13 protein-coding genes and 1 pseudogene are annotated in these 19921 nt (G+C 56.7%); 4 read left to right on the top strand and 10 right to left on the bottom strand.

Going from position 1 to position 19921, the window contains the following annotated elements; genetic code table 11:
• Nucleotides 1-3: 3 nt before the first annotated feature.
• Entirely contained in the window at nucleotides 4-1230 is a 1227-nt protein-coding gene (locus ACOTXF_RS11840; RefSeq protein WP_048962980.1) for an RtcB family protein, read from the bottom strand.
• Between the two features lie 4 nt (nucleotides 1231-1234).
• Nucleotides 1235-2362, bottom strand: a complete 1128-nt coding sequence (locus tag ACOTXF_RS11835; RefSeq protein WP_021242723.1) for a slipin family protein — start codon at nucleotides 2360-2362, stop codon at nucleotides 1235-1237.
• Between the two features lie 441 nt (nucleotides 2363-2803).
• Here ACOTXF_RS11835 and rtcR point away from each other — a divergent pair, with 441 nt between their 5' ends.
• The 3 genes from rtcR (at nucleotide 2804) to ACOTXF_RS11820 (ending at nucleotide 5751) form a co-directional block, all read left to right on the top strand.
• On the top strand, nucleotides 2804-4378 hold the full coding sequence (rtcR, locus tag ACOTXF_RS11830; RefSeq protein ID WP_008503417.1) for an RNA repair transcriptional activator RtcR: 1575 nt from the start codon (nucleotides 2804-2806) through the stop codon (nucleotides 4376-4378).
• Between the two features lie 105 nt (nucleotides 4379-4483).
• Complete coding sequence (gene panS, locus ACOTXF_RS11825) at nucleotides 4484-5428, top strand: ketopantoate/pantoate/pantothenate transporter PanS (RefSeq protein WP_023293551.1); 945 nt, start codon at nucleotides 4484-4486, stop codon at nucleotides 5426-5428.
• Between the two features lie 50 nt (nucleotides 5429-5478).
• Nucleotides 5479-5751 (top strand): DUF3811 domain-containing protein, encoded by a 273-nt coding sequence (locus ACOTXF_RS11820; protein WP_014830263.1) that lies wholly within the window; start codon nucleotides 5479-5481, stop codon nucleotides 5749-5751.
• Here ACOTXF_RS11820 and rluF read toward each other — a convergent pair whose 3' ends face one another.
• From rluF to metH, 4 genes and pseudogenes are all read right to left on the bottom strand, one after another.
• The gene (gene rluF / locus ACOTXF_RS11815) at nucleotides 5752-6624 is read right to left on the bottom strand and encodes a 23S rRNA pseudouridine(2604) synthase RluF (RefSeq protein ID WP_045352872.1); all 873 of its coding nucleotides are present in this window, start codon (nucleotides 6622-6624) and stop codon (nucleotides 5752-5754) included. It abuts the gene before it with no gap.
• A gap of 167 nt (nucleotides 6625-6791) precedes the next feature.
• Nucleotides 6792-7084: pseudogene (locus ACOTXF_RS11810) on the bottom strand (type II toxin-antitoxin system CcdA family antitoxin).
• A gap of 94 nt (nucleotides 7085-7178) precedes the next feature.
• Complete coding sequence (locus tag ACOTXF_RS11805) at nucleotides 7179-8810, bottom strand: Na/Pi cotransporter family protein (RefSeq protein WP_008503411.1); 1632 nt, start codon at nucleotides 8808-8810, stop codon at nucleotides 7179-7181.
• Between the two features lie 217 nt (nucleotides 8811-9027).
• The gene (metH, locus tag ACOTXF_RS11800; RefSeq protein WP_232926924.1) at nucleotides 9028-12711 is read right to left on the bottom strand and encodes a methionine synthase; all 3684 of its coding nucleotides are present in this window, start codon (nucleotides 12709-12711) and stop codon (nucleotides 9028-9030) included.
• A 193-nt stretch (nucleotides 12712-12904) separates the two neighbouring features.
• Between metH and iclR the strand changes: the two genes are divergently transcribed.
• Nucleotides 12905-13735 carry a glyoxylate bypass operon transcriptional repressor IclR gene (gene iclR, locus ACOTXF_RS11795; protein ID WP_023293555.1) on the top strand — a complete coding sequence of 277 codons (831 nt, stop codon included), beginning with the start codon at nucleotides 12905-12907 and terminating at the stop codon, nucleotides 13733-13735.
• Nucleotides 13736-13772: 37 nt separating this feature from the next.
• On the opposite strand, the gene aceK is transcribed toward iclR, so the two are convergent.
• From aceK to metA, 4 genes are all read right to left on the bottom strand, one after another.
• Nucleotides 13773-15509 carry a bifunctional isocitrate dehydrogenase kinase/phosphatase gene (gene aceK / locus ACOTXF_RS11790; protein ID WP_047745050.1) on the bottom strand — a complete coding sequence of 579 codons (1737 nt, stop codon included), beginning with the start codon at nucleotides 15507-15509 and terminating at the stop codon, nucleotides 13773-13775.
• Nucleotides 15510-15560: 51 nt separating this feature from the next.
• Nucleotides 15561-16865, bottom strand: coding sequence for an isocitrate lyase (gene aceA / locus ACOTXF_RS11785; RefSeq protein ID WP_008503407.1), 1305 nt, complete (start codon nucleotides 16863-16865; stop codon nucleotides 15561-15563).
• A 31-nt stretch (nucleotides 16866-16896) separates the two neighbouring features.
• Nucleotides 16897-18498, bottom strand: a complete 1602-nt coding sequence (gene aceB / locus ACOTXF_RS11780) for a malate synthase A (protein WP_023294854.1) — start codon at nucleotides 18496-18498, stop codon at nucleotides 16897-16899.
• 270 nt (nucleotides 18499-18768) lie between these two features.
• The gene (gene metA / locus ACOTXF_RS11775; protein ID WP_008503405.1) at nucleotides 18769-19698 is read right to left on the bottom strand and encodes a homoserine O-acetyltransferase MetA; all 930 of its coding nucleotides are present in this window, start codon (nucleotides 19696-19698) and stop codon (nucleotides 18769-18771) included.
• Nucleotides 19699-19921 lie beyond the last annotated feature (223 nt).

Below are 19921 nucleotides of genomic sequence, written 5' to 3'. Positions count from 1 at the left end.
TTTTTATCCTTTTACACACACTACCTGACGCAGGGTGTGAACGATCTCCACCAGCGACGATTGCGCGGCCATCACGGCATCAATGTCTTTATAGGCCATCGGCGTTTCATCGATCACCTCATTGTCTTTGCGACACTCTACGTGAGAGGTCGCCTGAATATGGTCGCTAAGGGTATAGCGTTTTTTGGCCGCCGTTCGGCTCATCACTCGCCCGGCGCCGTGGCTGCAGGAACAGAAGCTTTGCTCGTTGCCGAGGCCACGCACGATGAAGCTCTTTGCGCCCATTGAGCCCGGAATAATCCCCATCTGCCCTTTCTGCGCCGACACCGCACCTTTGCGCGTGATCAGTACCTCTTCCCCAAAGTGATGCTCTTTCTGCACATAGTTGTGATGGCAGTTAACCGCCTCCTGCTGCGTAATAAAGGGCTTTGTCACTTCGCGAGAGAGCGCCGCCAGCACGCGCGACATCATCACTTCCCGATTGTGGCGGGCAAAATCCTGCGCCCACTCCACCGCCTCGATGTAGTCCTCATAGTGACGACTCCCCTCCTGAAAATAGGCCAGATTTTTATCCGGCAGATGTCCCAGGTGATGCTGCATATCCTGCTGTGCCAGGGCGATAAACACATTACCGATGGCGTTTCCTACGCCGCGCGAGCCACTGTGCAACATCACCCAGACGCGCTGCTGCTCATCGAGGCAAATTTCAATAAAGTGGTTTCCGGTACCCAGCGTGCCCAGATGCTGGTAGTTGTTGGTTTTCAGCAACTGCGGGTATTTATCCGTGAGTTGTTTAAAACGTGGGGCCAGCACCCACCAGCGATCGTCCACTTCTTTCGGTGGCGTTTCCCACGCGCCTTTATCCCGTCGAGAACGGGTATTGGTTCTCCCATGCGGTACTGCCTGTTCAATGGCGCTACGTAAACCGCTGAGATTATCCGGCAAATCACCGGCCACCAGCGACGTGCGAACGGCAATCATCCCGCAGCCAATATCCACGCCAACCGCCGCAGGAATAATTGCCCCTTTGGTCGGAATCACGCTGCCAATGGTTGAGCCTTTACCGAGATGAACGTCGGGCATCACCGCAAGGTGTTTGAAAATAAACGGCATCTTTGCAGTATCCAGTAACTGCGCCTGTGCCTCTGGCTCCACGGGAACGCCGTGAGTCCACATTTTGATCGGGGCGCCGTTTGACGCCGTCAGTAATTCAAAATCATTCTGTTGCATTGCGTTATCCTTTCAGGTTAACAAGGCCGTGTAATACCTGGTCCAGGCCACCAAATACTGAAATTTTGTCGATACGCTCCGCGACCCTTTCAAGGGTTTCCAGCTCTTTTAAACGCAGCGCCACCGGGTTGTTCTCCATCACCTTTGCGGTGTTTAACAGCGATCGTGTCGCCGCCGTTTCTTCACGTCGGCGAATAACATTCGCCTGGGCCGATTTTTCGGCCTCTACCAGACGGGATAAAATCGTTTTCATATCACCAGGTAAAACAATATCTTTTACCCCAAGCGACGCAATTTCCATTCCAAAGGATGACAGGCGGCCTTGCACCTGTTTGCTGACCACCTCATCAATGATCTGCTTATCTTCCAGTAACTCATCGAGCGTGCGGGTGCCGACCGCCTCACGCAGTGCGAACTGGAGTTCGCGGTACAAATGTTCCAGCGGTTTCGTAAGCTGTCCGCAGGCCTGCAGCACGTCGCTGTAGCGCCAGTTAGCCGCCAGGTTCAGGCGCAGGTTAACTTTGTCCTTCGTCAGGATCTCCTGCCCGCTCACTTCCACCACCTGAAGGCGCGTATCCACTATCTCTGCCTCAACCAGATGGTTAATTTTCCAGTAAGCCGTCAGTCCCGGCGGTAACAGTGCCTGAATTTCTCCGTCGATTTTCACCACCCCGACGTGCCAGGCAGGTACCTGTACCACCAGCATCGCGTCGCGCCCCTTTAGCGCGCCATTGCGACGCGGTTGCAGAGCAGCATTCATCACGTCCACCGGCACCCGCACGTCGCGGGTATCGATTCTTTGCAGGGTCAACGCCGCATCCTGCTGCCAGTACAGACGACGAGTCGAAGGCGGCACAATTTCCTGCAATACGCCGTTGTTCGATAACACCCCGATTTCATCCGCAGTAAGGTCGACCGCCAGGCAGTAACGTACCACCCAGTCAGGCTGAAAGCGGCGCAGATAATCCGCCAGCGCACCCGGCACCTCGCTGCCATCCTGGCTCACCACCAGCACGTCGTCAGTATTGAACCAACCCAGACGGTGTTCACCCGCCTCCAGTACCCGGTAATAATCGCCAGCTTTTGCTACCAGTCCTAACTGACCTTTTTTTATCGTGATTTTTTTAGCCATTTTATATTCCTTAAAGTCAGGCGCGGGTGCAGGCACGAAATCACAGGGGAATGCCTTTTCGCCTGCGATCCGGCGCCATTACCGGCGACCTTCATTGGGATTGCTGACTGCGCAATCCCCGTTTTTACTTTGATGTTTACAACCAGTTTTCATTGGGAGAATGAATCGGGAATCGAACCCTTCTGTCTGTCATTGGTTGACGGAACGCCCCCGGAAAACAGCCTTGCCGTTCCTGGTGCGCCGACGGGGCCTTAACCCCCAGTGTGCTCAACGTCGTGACGTTATCTGTATTGCCAGAAGCGTGCCAAAAACAAAAATCGCCGTTTTATTTTTTTATTTTATTGATAATTAATGCTTTTTATTTATCGCGCTTTTCATGCATTGCCGTTCGGCTCAACATTTCTTATCCTGCTATATCGACAATTATCTTTCTGGATAAATATGAAGAAGCGGAAGGTGGTGATCGGGGTGCTTGGCACCGTGATGGATAAACGGGGAAAGCGGGCTAATCGCTTTCGCAAATGGCGACCGACCGTCGGGCTGTGCCAACAGCCGGATTTCCCGGTCGACAGGCTGGAGCTGCTACATCAACCGCGAGATCTCGGCATGGCTCAGCAACTGGCGGAAGATATTGTGCTGGTTTCCCCCCACACCGAGGTGCGTCCCAGCACGGTAACCATTGAAGACCCGTGGGATTTCGAAGAGGTTTATGCCGCGTTTCTCGATTTCGCCACCCAGTACACTTTTGATACCGATCGCGAAGAGTATTTCGTCCACATCACCACCGGCACGCATGTGGCGCAGATCTGCTGGTTCCTGCTGACGGAAGCACGCTATCTTCCCGCCAGCCTTTTGCAGACTGGCCCTGCCAGAAAAGAAGCCTCTGCTGAGGAGACAGCAGCCGGAACTTACTCAATTATCGACCTGGATTTAAGCCGCTACACGACCCTTACCAACCGTTTTCAGCGCGAGCAGCAGCAGTCAATCTCATTTCTGAAAGCGGGCATTGAGACGCGAAATGCCACCTTTAACAGTCTGATCGACAAGATTGAACGCGTGGCGCTACGTTCAACAGCCCCGATCCTGCTGACCGGCCCCACCGGCGCGGGCAAGTCGTTCCTCGCGAACCGCATTTATCAGCTTAAGCAGTCACGCCATCAGGTATCCGGCAAGCTGGTTTCCGTCAACTGCGCGACCCTGCGCGGTGATAACGCCATGTCCACGCTGTTCGGCCATGTGAAAGGAGCCTTTACCGGCGCACTGTCGGCGCGCAGCGGCCTGCTGCGTGAAGCCGATGGCGGCGTCCTTTTCCTCGACGAGATTGCCGAACTAGGCCTGGATGAACAGGCGATGCTGCTCAAAGCCATTGAAGAGAAAACTTTTTTCCCGTTTGGCTCCGATAAAGAAGTTCACAGCGATTTTCAACTTATCGCCGGAACCCACCGTGATATGCGCCAGTGGGTGGCAGAAGGACGTTTTCGTGAAGATCTCTATGCCCGTATTAATATGTGGAGCTTTGCCTTACCCGGCCTTGCCCAACGGAAAGAAGACATCACGCCGAATGTTGACTACGAACTTCAACGTTTCTCTCGCGAAAGCCAGACGCAAATCCGCTTCGATAAAGAGGCACGCGAAGGCTATCTGGCCTTTGCCTGTTCCAGCAGAGCGCTTTGGCGGGGCAACTTTCGCGAACTGAGCGCCAGCGTCGCACGCATGGCGACGCTGGCGGAACGAGGGCGTATTACTCAGGATCTGGTGCTGGAGGAGATTTCCCGGCTTCAGACCGACTGGCAAACTGACGTGACGCAGCCTGCAACTGACATGGAAATTGATCTCTTTGACCAGCGGCAACTGGAAACGGTGCTGGAGGTTTGTCGCCGCAGCGCATCGTTGTCTGAAGCCGGACGTGAGCTGTTTGCCGTTTCACGGCTCAAAAAAGCCAATCCTAACGACGCCGACCGACTGCGCAAATATCTGGCTCGCTTTAGTCTGAGCTGGGAAAGCATCCGGTCATAATTCATTTGAATATTACTTCCTTACGCGATAAACAATAACTATAGCCGGGCTCGATCCCGGCTTTTTATAACAAACACACGCAACATTCATCGCAAGGAAATCATTATGTTATCCGCTATTACGCGGCTGTTCCCGTTATGGGCGCTGCTGCTCTCCGTACTCGCGTATTACACGCCCACCACGTTCACCGGTATTGGTCCGTGGGTCGCCACGCTGCTGATGCTGATCATGTTCGGTATGGGTGTGCATCTGAAAGTAGACGATTTTAAGCGCGTGCTGTCTCGCCCTGCGCCCGTCGCGGCAGGAATATTCCTGCACTACCTGGTGATGCCGCTCGCGGCGTGGCTGCTGGCGATGGTCTTTAAGATGCCGCCCGACCTCTCCGCCGGGATGGTGCTGGTGGGCAGCGTCGCCAGCGGCACGGCATCCAACGTCATGATCTATCTGGCGAAAGGCGACGTGGCGCTCTCCGTCACTATCTCGTCCGTCTCCACGCTGGTTGGCGTGATTGCCACGCCGCTGTTAACCCGCCTGTACGTGGATGCGCATATTCAGGTGGACGTGATGGGGATGCTGCTGAGCATTCTGCAGATTGTAGTAATCCCGATTGCGCTGGGGCTGGTCATTCACCACCTGTTCCCGCGCGTGGTGAAGGCCGTTGAGCCGTACCTGCCCGCGTTTTCGATGGTCTGTATTCTGGCGATCATCAGCGCCGTGGTGGCGGGTTCCGCCTCGCACATAGCTTCCGTAGGCTTTGTGGTGATCGTTGCGGTGGTGCTGCATAACACCATTGGCCTGCTGGGCGGCTACTGGGGCGGGAAACTGTTTGGCTTTGACGAATCGACCTGCCGCACGCTGGCAATCGAGGTAGGGATGCAGAACTCCGGCCTGGCGGCGGCGCTCGGCAAAATCTACTTCTCGCCGCTGGCGGCCCTGCCGGGTGCGCTGTTCTCTGTCTGGCACAACCTCTCCGGCTCGCTGCTGGCGGGCTACTGGTCCGGCAAACCGATTGAGGAACAAACGAAAAAAGATGCGGTGAAACAGGGTTAATTGACTCAGCTTGCTTTACACTGAAGCCTCTCTCTCAGGAGGCTTCAGCAATGGCGACACCACGTTTGACCCAGAAAGACATGACGGAAGCCGAGCAGCGCGAACTGAAAACGCTTCTCGACCGCGCCCGCATCGCGCATGGCCGCACGCTGACGAACGCCGAAACCAATCAGGTTAAAAAAGAGTACATCGATAAACTGATGGCGCAGCGTGACGCCGAGGCGAAAAAAGCCCGCAAGCTGAAAAAGCAGCAGGCTTATAAGCCGGATACTGAAACGACCTTTTCCTGGTCGGCCAATACCTCTACTCGTGGAAGGCGCTAGCTAGCGCCCTTTCTTTTTACGGCCCGGCTGGGTAAATCGCTTCCCGTTACCCGGTTTGCCGCGTCCTTTCTCTTCCGCCTGCGGCGCCTTCACGACCGGACGTTTAATCGCCTGGGTTTTCGGTTTGGCTTTGGCCTTCGGCTTCGCTTCGGACGAGGAATTCTCGATAAGCCTGAACAGCTCGATCAGTTCGTCGTCCGTTAAGTCGCGCCATTCGCCCAGCGGAATGCCGGACAGGCTGACGTTCATGATGCGCGTGCGCTCCAGCTTCGTCACTTCATAACCGAAGTACTCGCACATGCGGCGGATCTGGCGGTTTAAGCCCTGCACCAGGGTAATGCGGAACGCGAACGGCGCTTCTTTCTTCACCTTACACTTTTTCGTGACGGTACCGAGGATCGGCACACCGGCGCCCATGCCGCGAATAAAGTCGTCTGTGACCGGCTTATTCACCGTCACAATGTACTCTTTTTCGTGATCGTTACCGGCACGCAGGATCTTGTTGACCAGATCGCCGTGGTTGGTGAGGAAAATCAGCCCCTGAGAGTCTTTATCCAGACGGCCAATCGGGAAGATACGGCTGCTGTGGTTCACGAAATCAACGATGTTGTCCCGCTCACCGTCTTCCGTGGTGCTGACAATTCCAACCGGTTTGTTCAACGCGATAAACACCAGGTCTTCGGCATCACGCGGTTCGATGAGCTGACCATTCACTTTAACCACGTCGCCAGGCATGACCTGGTCACCAATCGTGGCGCGCTTGCCGTTGAGGAACACATTACCTTGTTCAATGTAACGGTCCGCCTCGCGACGTGAGCAGATCCCGCTCTCGCTAATGTATTTGTTTAATCGGGTTGATTGAGTTGGCAGCATAGTTTCTCCTGTGAAGGGCGAAATATACCTTACCTTGCGGCTGACAAAAAAGTGTTAGTAACCGTTGTTCAAAAAATCGAGTGCATCCCGCAATGAAGCACGGTTTTGCGTAAGATCGGCGACACGCTCGCCTACCTCTTTTGGCGATATGCCTGCCTATTGATCCATCAGAACGACCTCTGAAAGTCACTAAAGGAGCCGTTTTCATCAACCCACTGGTTAATGGCCTCGATAGAAACTTTATTTTCTGCTAACCGCTCTGCGCGCTAATGCGCACGAAACCGCTCCTGCAGTGCAGCCGTGAGTACAGCGGAGAGATTAAGCTTAAGCCGTCGCGCCTCTTCAAGGATTTCAGGCGCTAACGACACATTGACAGATTTTTTTGACGCCATGAGTAGTGCGCATGAGCCCCCATCGGAATGCGCATGAATTGGCGAAGTGTAGCGTAATAAACGAGCATTTCTATTCCCTTAAAAACGTAAGGTCTGAAGGGTAAATGGCGCTTGATAAGGTGTCACGCCTCGCAAAACGGTTTTGCGAGGCGCTTTCAGAGATTAATACTCATCCCGCTGGTCATCTTCATCCGGCTGTTCCATCACGCTGTAGGCCACCGCGCAGAATAACGAGTTGAGGCGCTTCATATCCCCCAGCAGCCCCAGGTGGAGTGAGCTGGTCTCGATACTCTGCACGTTCTGCTGATGCAGGCGCTCAACGTGGGCGTGCGAGTAGCGGCGGTTAAGAATGCGGAAGCGATGCTTGTTGCGGCGCAGGCGGCGCGCGCTCGGCACGTCGCTGGAGAAGAAGACCAGCATCGCCAGCTTGAGGTTGCTGACCAGCTGTTCGTGCAGCGCTTCAAGCTCTTTTAAGCCTTCAACGGAGAACGCCCGGCGGGCGGCCAGCGACTTATCGGCTATCTCGCTGCCCATGCGCTCAACAATATCGGAGGCCTGCTCAAGGTTGAGCGACATCTCAATGATTTCCGCCCAGCGGCGGGACTCCTCCTCCGCCAGCTCGTCCTGCGGCATGCGGGCCAGGTAAAGCTTAATGGCGGTATAGAGCACGTTGATATCGTCCGCCAGTCTGCGCAGCTCTTTCTCCTCTCGCGGCTCGCCGTGCATCACCTTTTGCAGGCCTTCGAGCATGGTTTCCATGGCGTCGCCCATGCGCAGCGTCTCGCGCGCGGCATTCGCCAGCGCCAGCGCCGGGGTGTCCAGCGCGGAGGTATCCAGATGCTTTGGCTTCAGGCGGGCGTCCAGCTCCGGTTCGTCCTGAATGAGTCGCTCGCAGAAGCGGGCCATCGACCCGGCAAAAGGGACCATCGCCAGGCAGCGCACCAGGTTGTAGAACACGTGGAAGTAGATCACCAGCTCCGCCTTCGGCAGCGGGAGGTTATCCATCAGGTTCGCCAGCGGATGGATAAAGGGCAGAATAATCAGGCTGCCCACCAGCTTAAACAGCAGGCTGCCGAGCGCCACGCGGCGGGCGGCGGCGTTGGCGGCGCTGTTATTGAGCATCGCCAGCAGGCCAGAGCCGAGGTTGGCACCGATCACCAGGCACAGAGCCACCGGGAAGGAGATCGCCCCGGCGGCGGTGAGCGTGGCCGTCAGCAGCACGGCGGCCAGGCTGGAGTAGCTGACGATGGCAAACACCGCGCCAATCAGCGCGTCGAGCATGATGTCACCGGTCAGGGAGGCGAAGATGACCTGCACGCCGTTGGCTTCGGTAATCGGGGTGACCGCCTGCACAATCAGCTCCAGCGCCAGCAGGATCAGCCCCAGGCCAATGCCCACGCGTCCAAGCTGGCCGGCCCGCGTCTGTTTGCGGCCGAGGAAGAAGATAACGCCGACAAAAATCAGCAGCGGCGACAGCCAGGAGAGATCGAAGGTCAGGATACGCGCCATCAGCGCGGTACCCACATCAGCCCCCAGCACAATGACCAGCGCCGGGGCCAGCGCCACCAGATCCTGCGCCACAAAAGAGGTGACAAGCAGGGTTGTGGCGTTGCTGCTCTGAACGAGTGCCGTTACGCCAATGCCTGCGCAGAAGGCGAGCGGCTTCTTCTCAACGCTGCTGCTGAGAACGGTACGTAAACGGGCACCAAATACGCGCATCACGCCGGTACGGACGATATGGGTGCCCCATACGAGCAGTGCGACTGCAGAGAGCAGATGTAACAGGGTCAGCACGGATGGTTTTCCTCCTTATCTTTATCGGTTTTCCTGAGGTTCCCTGCGCGTTGCCATGTCGGATGACGGCGACGCCTTATCCGACCTACGCACAGGCCCGGTAAGCGCACCGCCACCGGGTGCCAGGGATAGAACCTTATTTCAGTATAAGGGGTTAAGCGTAAGAAAGAGACAAGGCACCCTTGAGGTGCCCTGTTTGTTGTAAGGAAAAGTGACGTTAGTCTGCGTCGTAGCCTAAGTTCGGTGCCAGCCAGCGCTCTACTTCTGACACGCTCATGCCTTTGCGCAGGGCGTAATCTTCAATCTGATCGCGCTGAAGCTGTGCCACGGCAAAGTACTTGCTGTCCGGGTGGCTGAAGTACCAGCCGGAGACGGACGCGCCCGGCCACATGGCGTACGACTCGGTGAGCTTCATCCCGGTATGGGCTTCGACGTCCAGCAGTTGCCAGATCGTGCCCTTTTCGGTGTGCTCCGGGCAGGCCGGATAGCCCGGCGCCGGACGAATCCCCTGGTAGTTTTCGCGGATCAGCTCCTCGTTGCTGAGGTTTTCGTTCGCCGCGTAGCCCCAGTGCACCTTACGCACGCGCTCGTGCAGGTACTCGGCGAAGGCTTCCGCCAGGCGGTCGGCGATCGCTTTCACCATGATTTTATTGTAATCATCGTGCTGCGCTTCGAACGCGTCCGCCAGCGCATCTTCTTCCAGACCGCCGGTTACCGCAAAGGCGCCAATATAGTCGGCTTTACCGCTCAGCTTCGGCGCGACAAAATCGGCCAGGCAGTAGTTGGCAAAGCCCACTTTCTCGGTTTGCTGGCGCAGATGGCGGCTGACCGCCAGCACGTGAGTGCGGGTTTCATCGCGGTAAATTTCGATGTCGTCGCCCACGCGGTTGGCCGGGAACAGCCCCACCACGCCGCGTGGGTTGAGGGTTTTCTCCGCGCTTAGCCTGTCGAGCATGTCGTTGGCATCGTTAAACAGGCGTTTCGCCTCCTCGCCCACCACCTCATCTTCCAGAATGCGCGGATATTTTCCCGCGAGCGACCAGGTCATAAAGAACGGCGTCCAGTCAATGTAGTTGCGCAGCGTTTCGATGCTGGCACTGACCTCCTGAACGCCCAGGCGATGCGCGACCGGCGGCGTATAGCTCGACCAGTCAAACGCCAGATCGTTATCGCGCGCCGCCTGGAGTGAAACTGGCGGGGTGCGCGGTTTCTTGCGCCCGTGCTGGATGCGAACGGTTTCGTACTCTTTGCGGGTGCGCTCAACAAACTCGTCGCGCTGGGTGTCAGAGAGCAGCGCGGAGACCACGCCCACCGTGCGCGAGGCGTTCTGCACGTAGACCGTCGGCCCGCTGTAGTTCTGCTCGATTTTCACCGCCGTGTGCGCCTTGGAGGTGGTCGCGCCGCCAATCAGCAGCGGAATGGTGAAGCCCTGACGCTCCATCTCCTTCGCCACGTTAACCATCTCGTCCAGCGACGGGGTGATCAGCCCGGAGAGGCCAATCAGGTCGGCATTCACTTCGCGCGCGGTCTTGAGGATTTTATCCGCCGGGACCATCACGCCAAGGTCGATAATCTCGTAGTTATTGCACTGCAGCACCACGCCGACGATGTTCTTGCCGATGTCGTGCACGTCGCCCTTCACGGTGGCGATGACCATTTTGCCGTTGCTGGAGCCTTTCTCTTTGCTGGCTTCGATAAACGGCTCCAGGTACGCCACGGCCTGCTTCATCACGCGCGCGGATTTCACCACCTGCGGCAGGAACATTTTGCCCTCGCCGAACAGATCGCCCACCACGTTCATGCCGTCCATCAGCGGCCCTTCGATCACTTCAATCGGGCGGGCTGACTGCTGACGCGCCTCTTCGGTGTCCTGCTCGATAAACTCGGTGATGCCTTTTACCAGCGAATATTCCAGACGTTTTTTCACGTCCCAGGCGCGCCACTCGGCCTGCTGAACGTTGGCTGCGTCATCCGACTTGCTGCCGCGGTATTTTTCTGCCAGGTCAAGCAGCCGCTCGGTGGCGTCGTCGCGGCGGTTGAGGATCACGTCTTCCACCGCGTCGCGCAGCTCGGCGGGCAGGTCGTCGTAAATCGCCAGCTGGCCGGCGTTGACGATCCCCATGTCCATCCCGTTGCGGATGGCGTAGTAGAGGAACACGGCGTGAATCGCTTCACGCACCGGGTCGTTGCCGCGGAACGAGAACGAGACGTTCGATACGCCGCCGGAGATGAGGGCATGCGGCAGCTCGCGCTTGATGTCCTCGCACGCGCCGATAAAGTCCTGGGCGTAGTTGTTGTGCTCTTCGATGCCGGTCGCCACGGCGAAGATGTTCGGGTCAAAGATGATGTCTTCCGGCGGGAAGCCTACCTCTTCGGTCAGTATTTTGTACGCGCGGCGGCAAATCTCAATTTTACGCGCGCGGGTGTCGGCCTGGCCCACTTCATCAAAAGCCATCACCACCACCGCAGCACCGTAGCGGCGGACCTGCTTCGCGTGATGAATAAAGGTATCAACGCCCTCTTTCATCGAGATAGAGTTGACGATGCCTTTACCCTGAATGCACTTCAGCCCCTTCTCGATCACCTCCCATTTGGAGGAGTCGATCATGATCGGCACGCGGGCGATGTCCGGCTCACCGGCGATCAGGTTCAGGAAACGCACCATCGCCGCTTCGGCGTCGAGCATCCCCTCATCCATGTTGATATCGATAATCTGCGCGCCGCTTTCCACCTGCTGGCGGGCAACGTCCAGCGCTTCGCTGTACTTCTCCTCTTTGATCAGACGCTTGAACTTCGCGGAGCCGGTGACGTTTGTACGCTCACCCACGTTCACAAACAGGCTGTCTTCGCCGATGGTTAACGGCTCAAGGCCGGAGAGGCGACAGGCAACCGGCAGCTTGGGCAGCCTGCGTGGCGGCAGTCCGGCCACGGCGTTGCTCATGGCGGCGATGTGCTCCGGCGTGGTGCCGCAGCAGCCGCCGACGATGTTCAGAAATCCAGACTCGGCCCACTCGCGGATTTGTGCCGCCATGGTGTCGGCATCCAGATCGTATTCACCGAAGGCGTTCGGCAGACCGGCGTTCGGGTGCGCGGTAACGTAGCATTCCGCAATGCGCGACAGCTCCTGCACGTACTGGCGCAGCTCGTCCGGGCCCAGCGCGCAGTTCAGGCCGAAGGAGAGCGCGTCGGCGTGGCGCAGGGAGTTATAAAACGCTTCGGTGGTCTGGCCGGACAGGGTACGGCCGGAGGCGTCGGTGATGGTGCCGGAAATCATGATCGGCAGGTCAACACCCAGCGCCTCGAACTCCTCTTTCACCGCGTAAATCGCGGCCTTGGCGTTGAGGGTGTCGAATACCGTTTCAATCAGGATCAGATCGGAACCGCCTTCCACCAGCGCTCTGGTCGATTCACGGTAGGCAACAACCAGCTGGTCAAAGGTGATATTACGAAACGCCGGGTCGTTGACGTCCGGTGAAATCGACGCGGTGCGGTTCGTCGGGCCAAGCACCCCGGCAACGTAGCGCGGCTTATCCGGCGTGCGGGCCGTCCACTCGTCGGCGCAGGAGCGCGCCAGCTTCGCGGCTTCAAAGTTGATCTCCGCCGACAGGGATTCCATCTGGTAATCCGCCATGGCGATGGTTGTCGAGTTAAAGGTGTTGGTTTCAACGATATCCGCACCCGCTTCGAAGTAGGCGTTGTGGATATCTTTAATCACGGACGGCTTGCTGAGCACCAGCAGGTCGTTGTTCCCTTTCAGGTCGCAGGGCCAGTCGGCGAAGCGTTCGCCGCGGAAATCGCCTTCGCTCAGACGATAGCCCTGGATCATGGTGCCCATGCCGCCGTCCAGCACCAGAATTCGTTCATTTAACTGCGCACGCAGTTGCTCTACTTTGCTGCTCACACTTGCTCCCGACAACGCTCAACAAGGCCAAAAGGCTGCGTTCCATACTGGCACAATCTCGCAGGGTGGAAAAGCCGCTCAGCGGTAACATGAGACATGTTCACTATCACTCCTCCGATCAGTCAGGATAACGGTTGCAAAATCACCAAATAAAACGAAAATGATTTCCACGATACAGAAAAAGGAGATCGTCATGGTCGCGACCGTTCCCGCTAAACGCGGCAGAAAACCTGCTGCCACCACCGCTGCCGCACAACAGGGTGGACAGGTTCAATCGCTCACGCGCGGTCTGAAGCTGCTGGAGTGGATAGCCGAGTCGCACAGCAGCGTGGCCCTGACGGAGCTGGCCCAGCAGGCTGGCCTGCCGAACTCCACGACGCACCGCCTGCTGACCACCATGCAGCAGCTGGGCTTTGTCCGCCAGGTAGGCGAGCTGGGGCACTGGGCGGTGGGCGCGCATGCGTTTATCGTGGGCAGCAGCTTCCTGCAGAGCCGTAACCTGCTGGCGATTGTGCACCCGATTCTGCGCAAATTGATGGAAGAGTCGGGCGAGACCGTGAATCTGGCCGTGCTCGACCAGAGCGACCATCAGGCGATTATCATCGACCAGGTGCAATGCACGCAGCTGATGCGCATGTCCGCGCCGATTGGCGGCAAGCTGCCGATGCATGCCTCAGGGGCGGGTAAAGCGTTCCTCTCGCAGCTGACCGAGGAGCAGGTGACGGGGCTGCTGCACCGTAAAGGACTGCATGCCTATACCCACGCCACGCTGGTTTCGCCGGTGCATCTGAAAGAAGATTTGGCCCTGACCCGCAAGCGCGGCTATTCGTTTGACGACGAGGAGCACGCCCTCGGCCTGCGCTGTATCGCAGCCTGCATTTTTGACGAGCACCGCGAGCCGTTTGCCGCCATCTCTATTTCCGGGCCGATTTCACGTATGACCGACGATCGGGTCACTGAGTTGGGTGCGCTGGTGATTAAGGCGGCGAAAGAGGTCACGCTGGCGTACGGTGGGATTCGTTAAGCATGCATTGCCGGGTGGCGGCTTCGCCTTACCCGGCCTACATGATGCCCTCTGAAAACCGGATGCAAAACCGCTGCTTGCGGCGGTATGCATACACATCTTCTACGTGCCCGTTTTTGATCCGCGTTTGCAGTCCCCGCCAGTAGCTGGCGCGGAACAGATCGGCATGCATCTCTTCGAATAGCGGCCCGATGCGCGGATCGGCGCAGAGCCAGTGTCGAAACTCTTCGGGAAACACATCGCCCGGCGAAACGCTGTACCACGGCTCGCTGGAAAGCTCATCTTCCGGGTAGCGGGGCGGTGGGATATCGCGGAAGTTCACCTCGGTCATGTAGCAAATTTCGTCGTAATCGTAGAACACTACCCGTCCGTGACGGGTGACGCCGAAGTTTTTGAACAGCATATCGCCCGGGAAGATATTGGCGGCGGCAAGCTGGCGAATCGCGTTGCCGTACTCTTCAATCGCATCTCTTAAAGCCTGACCGTCGGACTGCTCCAGCCAGATATTCAGCGGCACCATGCGACGTTCAATGTAGAGATGGCTGATCGCGATTTTATCGCCAAGATCGGTGATTTTGGCGGGTGCTTCCTGCAGTAAAAGCGCCATGAGTGCCGGATCGATCTGCTGCTTATCCAGCACAAAGTTTTCGAACTCCTGGGTATCCGCCATGCGCCCAACGCGGTCGTGCTCTTTAACCAGCTGGTAGCAGGCGCGGACGTGCGCGGCGGTCATCTCTTTCTGCGGCGCGAATCTGTCCTTAATCACCTTAAAGACCCGGTCAAAGCCCGGCAGCGTAAACACCAGCATCACCATGCCGCGAATGCCGGGCGCTTCGATAAACTGCTCATCAGCGGTAGTGACATAACGCAGGTATTCCCGGTAGCTTTCCGTTTTAGCGTGCTTCTGGCAGCCAATAGCCATATACAGTTCGGCGGTGGTTTTACCCGGCAGGATCTCGCGCAGCCACTCCACCAGCGCGGCGGGCAGCGGAGCGTACACCATAAAATAGGAACGGGCGAAGCCAAACACGATGCTGGCCTCGGCGCTGGTAGTCAGGCAGGTATCGACAAACAGTTCCCCGTCGTCTGTACGATGAATGGGCAGCAGAAACGGCACAATGGCCGTCGGCGTAACCAGTTTGCCCACCAGCCAGGCGGCTTTATTGCGGTAGAAAAGCTCGTTGGCCACCTGCAAATGGCTGCGGCTGAGCACCTCAGCGCCGAATGCTTCTTTGAGATGGGCGTGGATATACCCGATATCCCGGGTTTTATTCTCCCAGGGCAGGCGCAGCGGCAGATCCGTCAGCACGCGGTGCAGGAGCTTTTCCCATCCGCGATCGGGGAAGTAATCTTTCGCCAGCGGACGCGGAATGGTACGAAAGCGTCGCTCGGGCTGGGAACTGAAGATAAATAACCGCTCAGGAGATAATGAGCGGTGGTCAAATAACCGGCAATAGACGGAGTTGAAAAAGCTCTCCGCAATCTCGAAGCGCGGGTAGTCGGGTAACAAATGGGTGTAATGCTCTTTTACGCGCAGTAAAAATTCCGCGTCCGGACTTTTACCGTCGGTAATACAGCGCAGCTGCTCCACCACCAGACCCACGTGGTGGTCATAAAGATGGATACGCTGCTTCATGGCCTGCTGAACCGCATGCCAGTCTGCGTGTTCGAAGCGCTGCTGGGCGCCGGAGGTTACTTCCAGAAAACGACCATACTGGGCATCGAAGCCCTGCAAAATAGTTTGGGCAATCAGTAATTCCAGGCCACGCGACATATATTCCCCCTCACCACCAACCCTCTCCCCAGGGGGGAGAGGGGGAAAAGATTAGAACTGTGCTTCTTCCGTTGAACCCGTTAAGGCGGTGACGGAGGAGGTGCCGCCCTGAATAATCGTGGTCACATTATCAAAGTAGCCGGTGCCCACCTCCTGCTGGTGAGACACGAAGGTGTAACCGTCTTTGCCCGCCGCAAATTCCGGCTGCTGCACCTTCTCAACGTAGTGCTTCATGCCCTCACCCTGCGCATAGGCGTGCGCCAGGTCGAACATGTTGAACCACATGCTGTGGATGCCTGCCAGCGTAATGAACTGGTATTTGTAGCCCATGTCGGACAGCTGCTGCTGGAAGCTAGCGATGGTTTTGTCATCCAGCTTTTTCTGCCAGTTGAAGGACGGCGAGCAGTTGTAGGCCAGCAGTTTGCCCGGGTACTTCGCATGAATGGCGTCGGCAAAGCGTTTTGCCAGCGCCAGATCCGGCGTAGAGGTTTCACACCAGACCAGGTCCGCGTACGGCGCGTACGCCAGACCGCGGCTGATCGCCTGCTCAATACCCGCATGGGTACGATAGAACCCTTCGCTGGTGCGCTCGCCGGTGATGAACTCGCTGTCGTACGGATCGCAGTCAGAGGTGATCAGGTCAGCCGCGTCGGCATCGGTACGGGCAATAACCAGCGTCGGCACGCCGAGCACGTCAGCAGCCAGACGCGCGGCAACCAGCTTCTGCACGGCTTCCTGAGTCGGAACGAGCACCTTACCGCCCATGTGTCCGCATTTCTTCACTGACGCCAGCTGATCTTCGAAGTGAACGGCCGCTGCACCGGCCTCAATCATCGATTTCATCAGCTCGAAGGCGTTCAGCACGCCGCCGAAGCCCGCTTCCGCATCTGCAACGATCGGCAGGAAATAGTCAATAAAGCGCGGATCGTTAGGTTCGATGCCCGCCGCCCACTGGATCTGATCTGCACGACGGAAGGTGTTGTTGATCCGATCCACGACCGACGGCACGGAGTTAGCCGGATAGAGCGACTGATCCGGGTACATGCTGGAGGCCAGGTTGGCGTCCGCCGCGACCTGCCAGCCGGAGAGGTAGATAGCCTCAATACCGGCCTTCGCCTGCTGCAGCGCCTGACCGCCGGTCAGCGCGCCGAGGCTGTTGATGTAGCCCTTTTTAGAGCCACCGTGCAGCAGCTTCCACATTTTAGCCGCGCCATTTTGCGCCAGCGTGCATTCCGGATTGACCGAGCCGCGTAATTTCACCACGTCTTCCGCGCTGTACGGGCGGCGGATGCCTTCCCAGCGAGGTTGTGTCCACTCTTTCTTTAATTCTTCGATTTGTTGGGTACGGGTTTTCATGTGCAGATGCTCCATATTGTTATGTGGTGAGTTACGCCAGGAAGCGGTAGCCCGGCAGGGTCAGGAAGTCGATTAAGTCATCTGATGTGGTGATTTGCTCCATCAGGCGCGCAGCGTCGTCAAAGCGTCCGCTGCTGAAGCGGTGTTCGCCCAGTTCGTCCTGGATCACCCGCATCTCTTCGGCCAGCATCTGGCGGAACAGGGTCTTGGTCACCGGTTTGCCGTTGCTAAGCGTTTTTTGATGGTGGATCCACTGCCAGATAGAGGTACGTGAGATCTCCGCCGTCGCAGCATCTTCCATCAGGCCGTAGATCGGCACGCAGCCGTTGCCGGAGATCCACGCTTCGATGTACTGCACCGCGACGCGAATGTTGGCCCGCATCCCCTCTTCCGTCCGTTCGCCCGCGCACGGCGCCAGCAGCTGTTCTTCTGCGATTGGTGCATCATCTTCACGGGTGACAAACAGCTGGTTTTTGTTGTCGCCGAGCACGCGGTTAAAGACCTCCATCGCCGTATCGGCCAAACCCGGATGGGCGATCCACGTCCCGTCGTGGCCGTTACGTGCTTCAAGCTCTTTGTCGGCTTTCACCTTGTTGAGCACCTGATTGTTGCGCTCTGCGTCTTTGCTCGGGATAAAGGCTGCCATGCCGCCCATCGCAAAGGCACCGCGCTTGTGGCAGGTTTTGATCAGCAGACGCGAATAGGCGCTCAGGAACGGTTTGTCCATGGTGACAACCTGACGATCGGGGAGCACGCGATCGGGATAATTTTTCAGGGTTTTGATGTAGCTGAAAATATAGTCCCAGCGTCCGCAGTTCAGACCCACAATGTGATCGCGCAGGGCGTGCAGGATTTCATGCATCTGGAATACGGCGGGCAGCGTTTCAATCAGCAGGGTGGCTTTGATGGTGCCGCGCGGCAGGTTGAAACGATCTTCCGCATAGCTGAAGACCTCGCTCCACCAGGCTGCTTCCTGCCAGGCCTGCGTTTTAGGCAGGTAGAAATACGGGCCGCTGCCTTTCGCCAGCAGGGCTTTGTAGTTGTGGAAGAAATAGAGTGCAAAATCAAACAGGCTTCCTGGAATGGCTTCTCCACGCCAGGTGACATGTTTTTCGGGCAGGTGCAGGCCGCGCACGCGACAGATCAGCACCGCCGGGTTAGGTTTGAGCTGGTATATTTTGCCGGCTTCATTGGTATAGCTGATGGTGCCGTTTACGGCGTCGCGCAGGTTGATCTGCCCCTCGATGACCTTACGCCAGTCCGGTGCCAGCGAGTCTTCAAAATCGGCCATAAAGACTTTAACGTTGGCGTTCATGGCGTTGATCACCATTTTGCGTTCTACCGGACCGGTGATCTCAACGCGACGATCCTGTAAATCTTCAGGGATGCCGCGGATTTTCCACTCACCGCGACGAATGGAAGCGGTTTCCGAAATGAAGCCAGGCAACTTGCCATCGTCAATTTCCTGCTGCTGATGAATACGTGCCGCCAGCAGCTTATTGCGCTGCGGCGTAAAGCGGGTCACCAGTTCAGTCAGAAATTCTACCGCTTCTGCCGTTAATACTTGCTGTTCTTGCTCGCCATACGGCTGGGTAAAGGCCAGTTCATCGACCGTCGTTGCCTGTTGAGTCATTACTCTGCTCCTCATCAAAGATCCAAAATCACGCCCCCGATGCGAACGAAAGATCGTTGGGTAGTTTTCGCTCAGCAGAATTAAGACTATCTCTATTTTTTCTAAAATCAAAAACAATTTCCATTTTAATTATAAATTGCCATTAATTAATTGATTTTATTGAAATTAAAGTTTTAAAGAATGATGAGTGACATTTCGGAAATAAAAAAGGCACCCGAAGGTGCCTGATTTGAATAGCTGAAACGCTTTAGGATCGTTTAGTGCAGACGATTACTCCAGCGTCGGGTTCATGTGACGCAGATCGTATGGTGTTATCTGGTAGACGTAATAGTTGAGCCAGTTAGTAAAAAGCAAATTCCCGTGGCTGCGCCAGGTCGCTCTCGGTTTGTTTTGCGGATCGTCTTTCGGGAAATAGTTGTACGGGACATCCGGGTTCAGACCCGCTTCGACATCACGGAAATACTCTGACGCAAGGGTGTGCGGATCGTATTCAGGATGTCCGGTCACAAAGGCAATGCGCTTATCTTTACTGGCAAACAGGTAAGCGTCCCCATCTTCCGTTTCGGCCAGGATCTCCAGATCGGTGTAATCACGAATCAGCTGGGCCGGGAAATCGGCGTAGCGAGAATGCGGAGCCAGGAAAGAATCATCAAACCCGCGCGTCAGCAACGCATGGGGATGGAGAATATGGTGTTCGTATACGCCGGAGAGCTTTTCAGTGCGGGTTTGCTTGGGGATGCCATACAGAATATTCAGTGCGGCTTGTACCGCCCAACAGACAAACAGCGTGGACGTGACGTGATCTTTTGCCCATTCCAGCACCTGTTTGATCTGCGGCCAGTAAGCGACATCGTTAAATTCCACCAGACCGAGCGGGGCGCCGGTCACAATCAATCCATCAAAATTTTCACCCTGAATGTCATCAAAGTTGCAGTAGAAGTTGTTCAGGTGCTCAGAAGGCGTGTTGCGAGACTCACGGGCGTCGATCCGCAGCAGCTGAATATCAACCTGCAGTGGGGAGTTCGACAGCAGACGCAGGAACTGGTTTTCTGTTTCGATCTTTTTGGGCATCAGATTGAGAATAAGCACCTTCAGCGGGCGAATTTCCTGACCTGTCGCACGTGAAGTCGTCATCACAAAGACATTTTCTTCACGCAAGAAATTGACGGCTGGTAGCTCGTCCTGCACCCGAATCGGCATAGCTTTATATCCTCACAACATACGTATAAACGTTTAGACATCCAGACAGCTAACGATACCCAGAAATGATCGGAATGTCGAGTCTGCAAGGCGAAGGTGAGAAAGTTTCAGGGAGAGGAAGAAATACAAAAGCAAAAAACCCCGCACCTTTCGGTACGGGGTTCTTCTTGTTTGATGCCTGGCAGTTCCCTACTCTCACATGGGGAGACCCCACACTACCATC

This window comes from Enterobacter cloacae complex sp. IR53041, assembly GCF_049238285.1.
Classification (GTDB): domain Bacteria; phylum Pseudomonadota; class Gammaproteobacteria; order Enterobacterales; family Enterobacteriaceae; genus Enterobacter; species Enterobacter roggenkampii.
The sequence above is the reverse complement of the archived record's forward strand: the minus strand, read 5'-3'. Positions and strand labels throughout refer to the sequence as shown.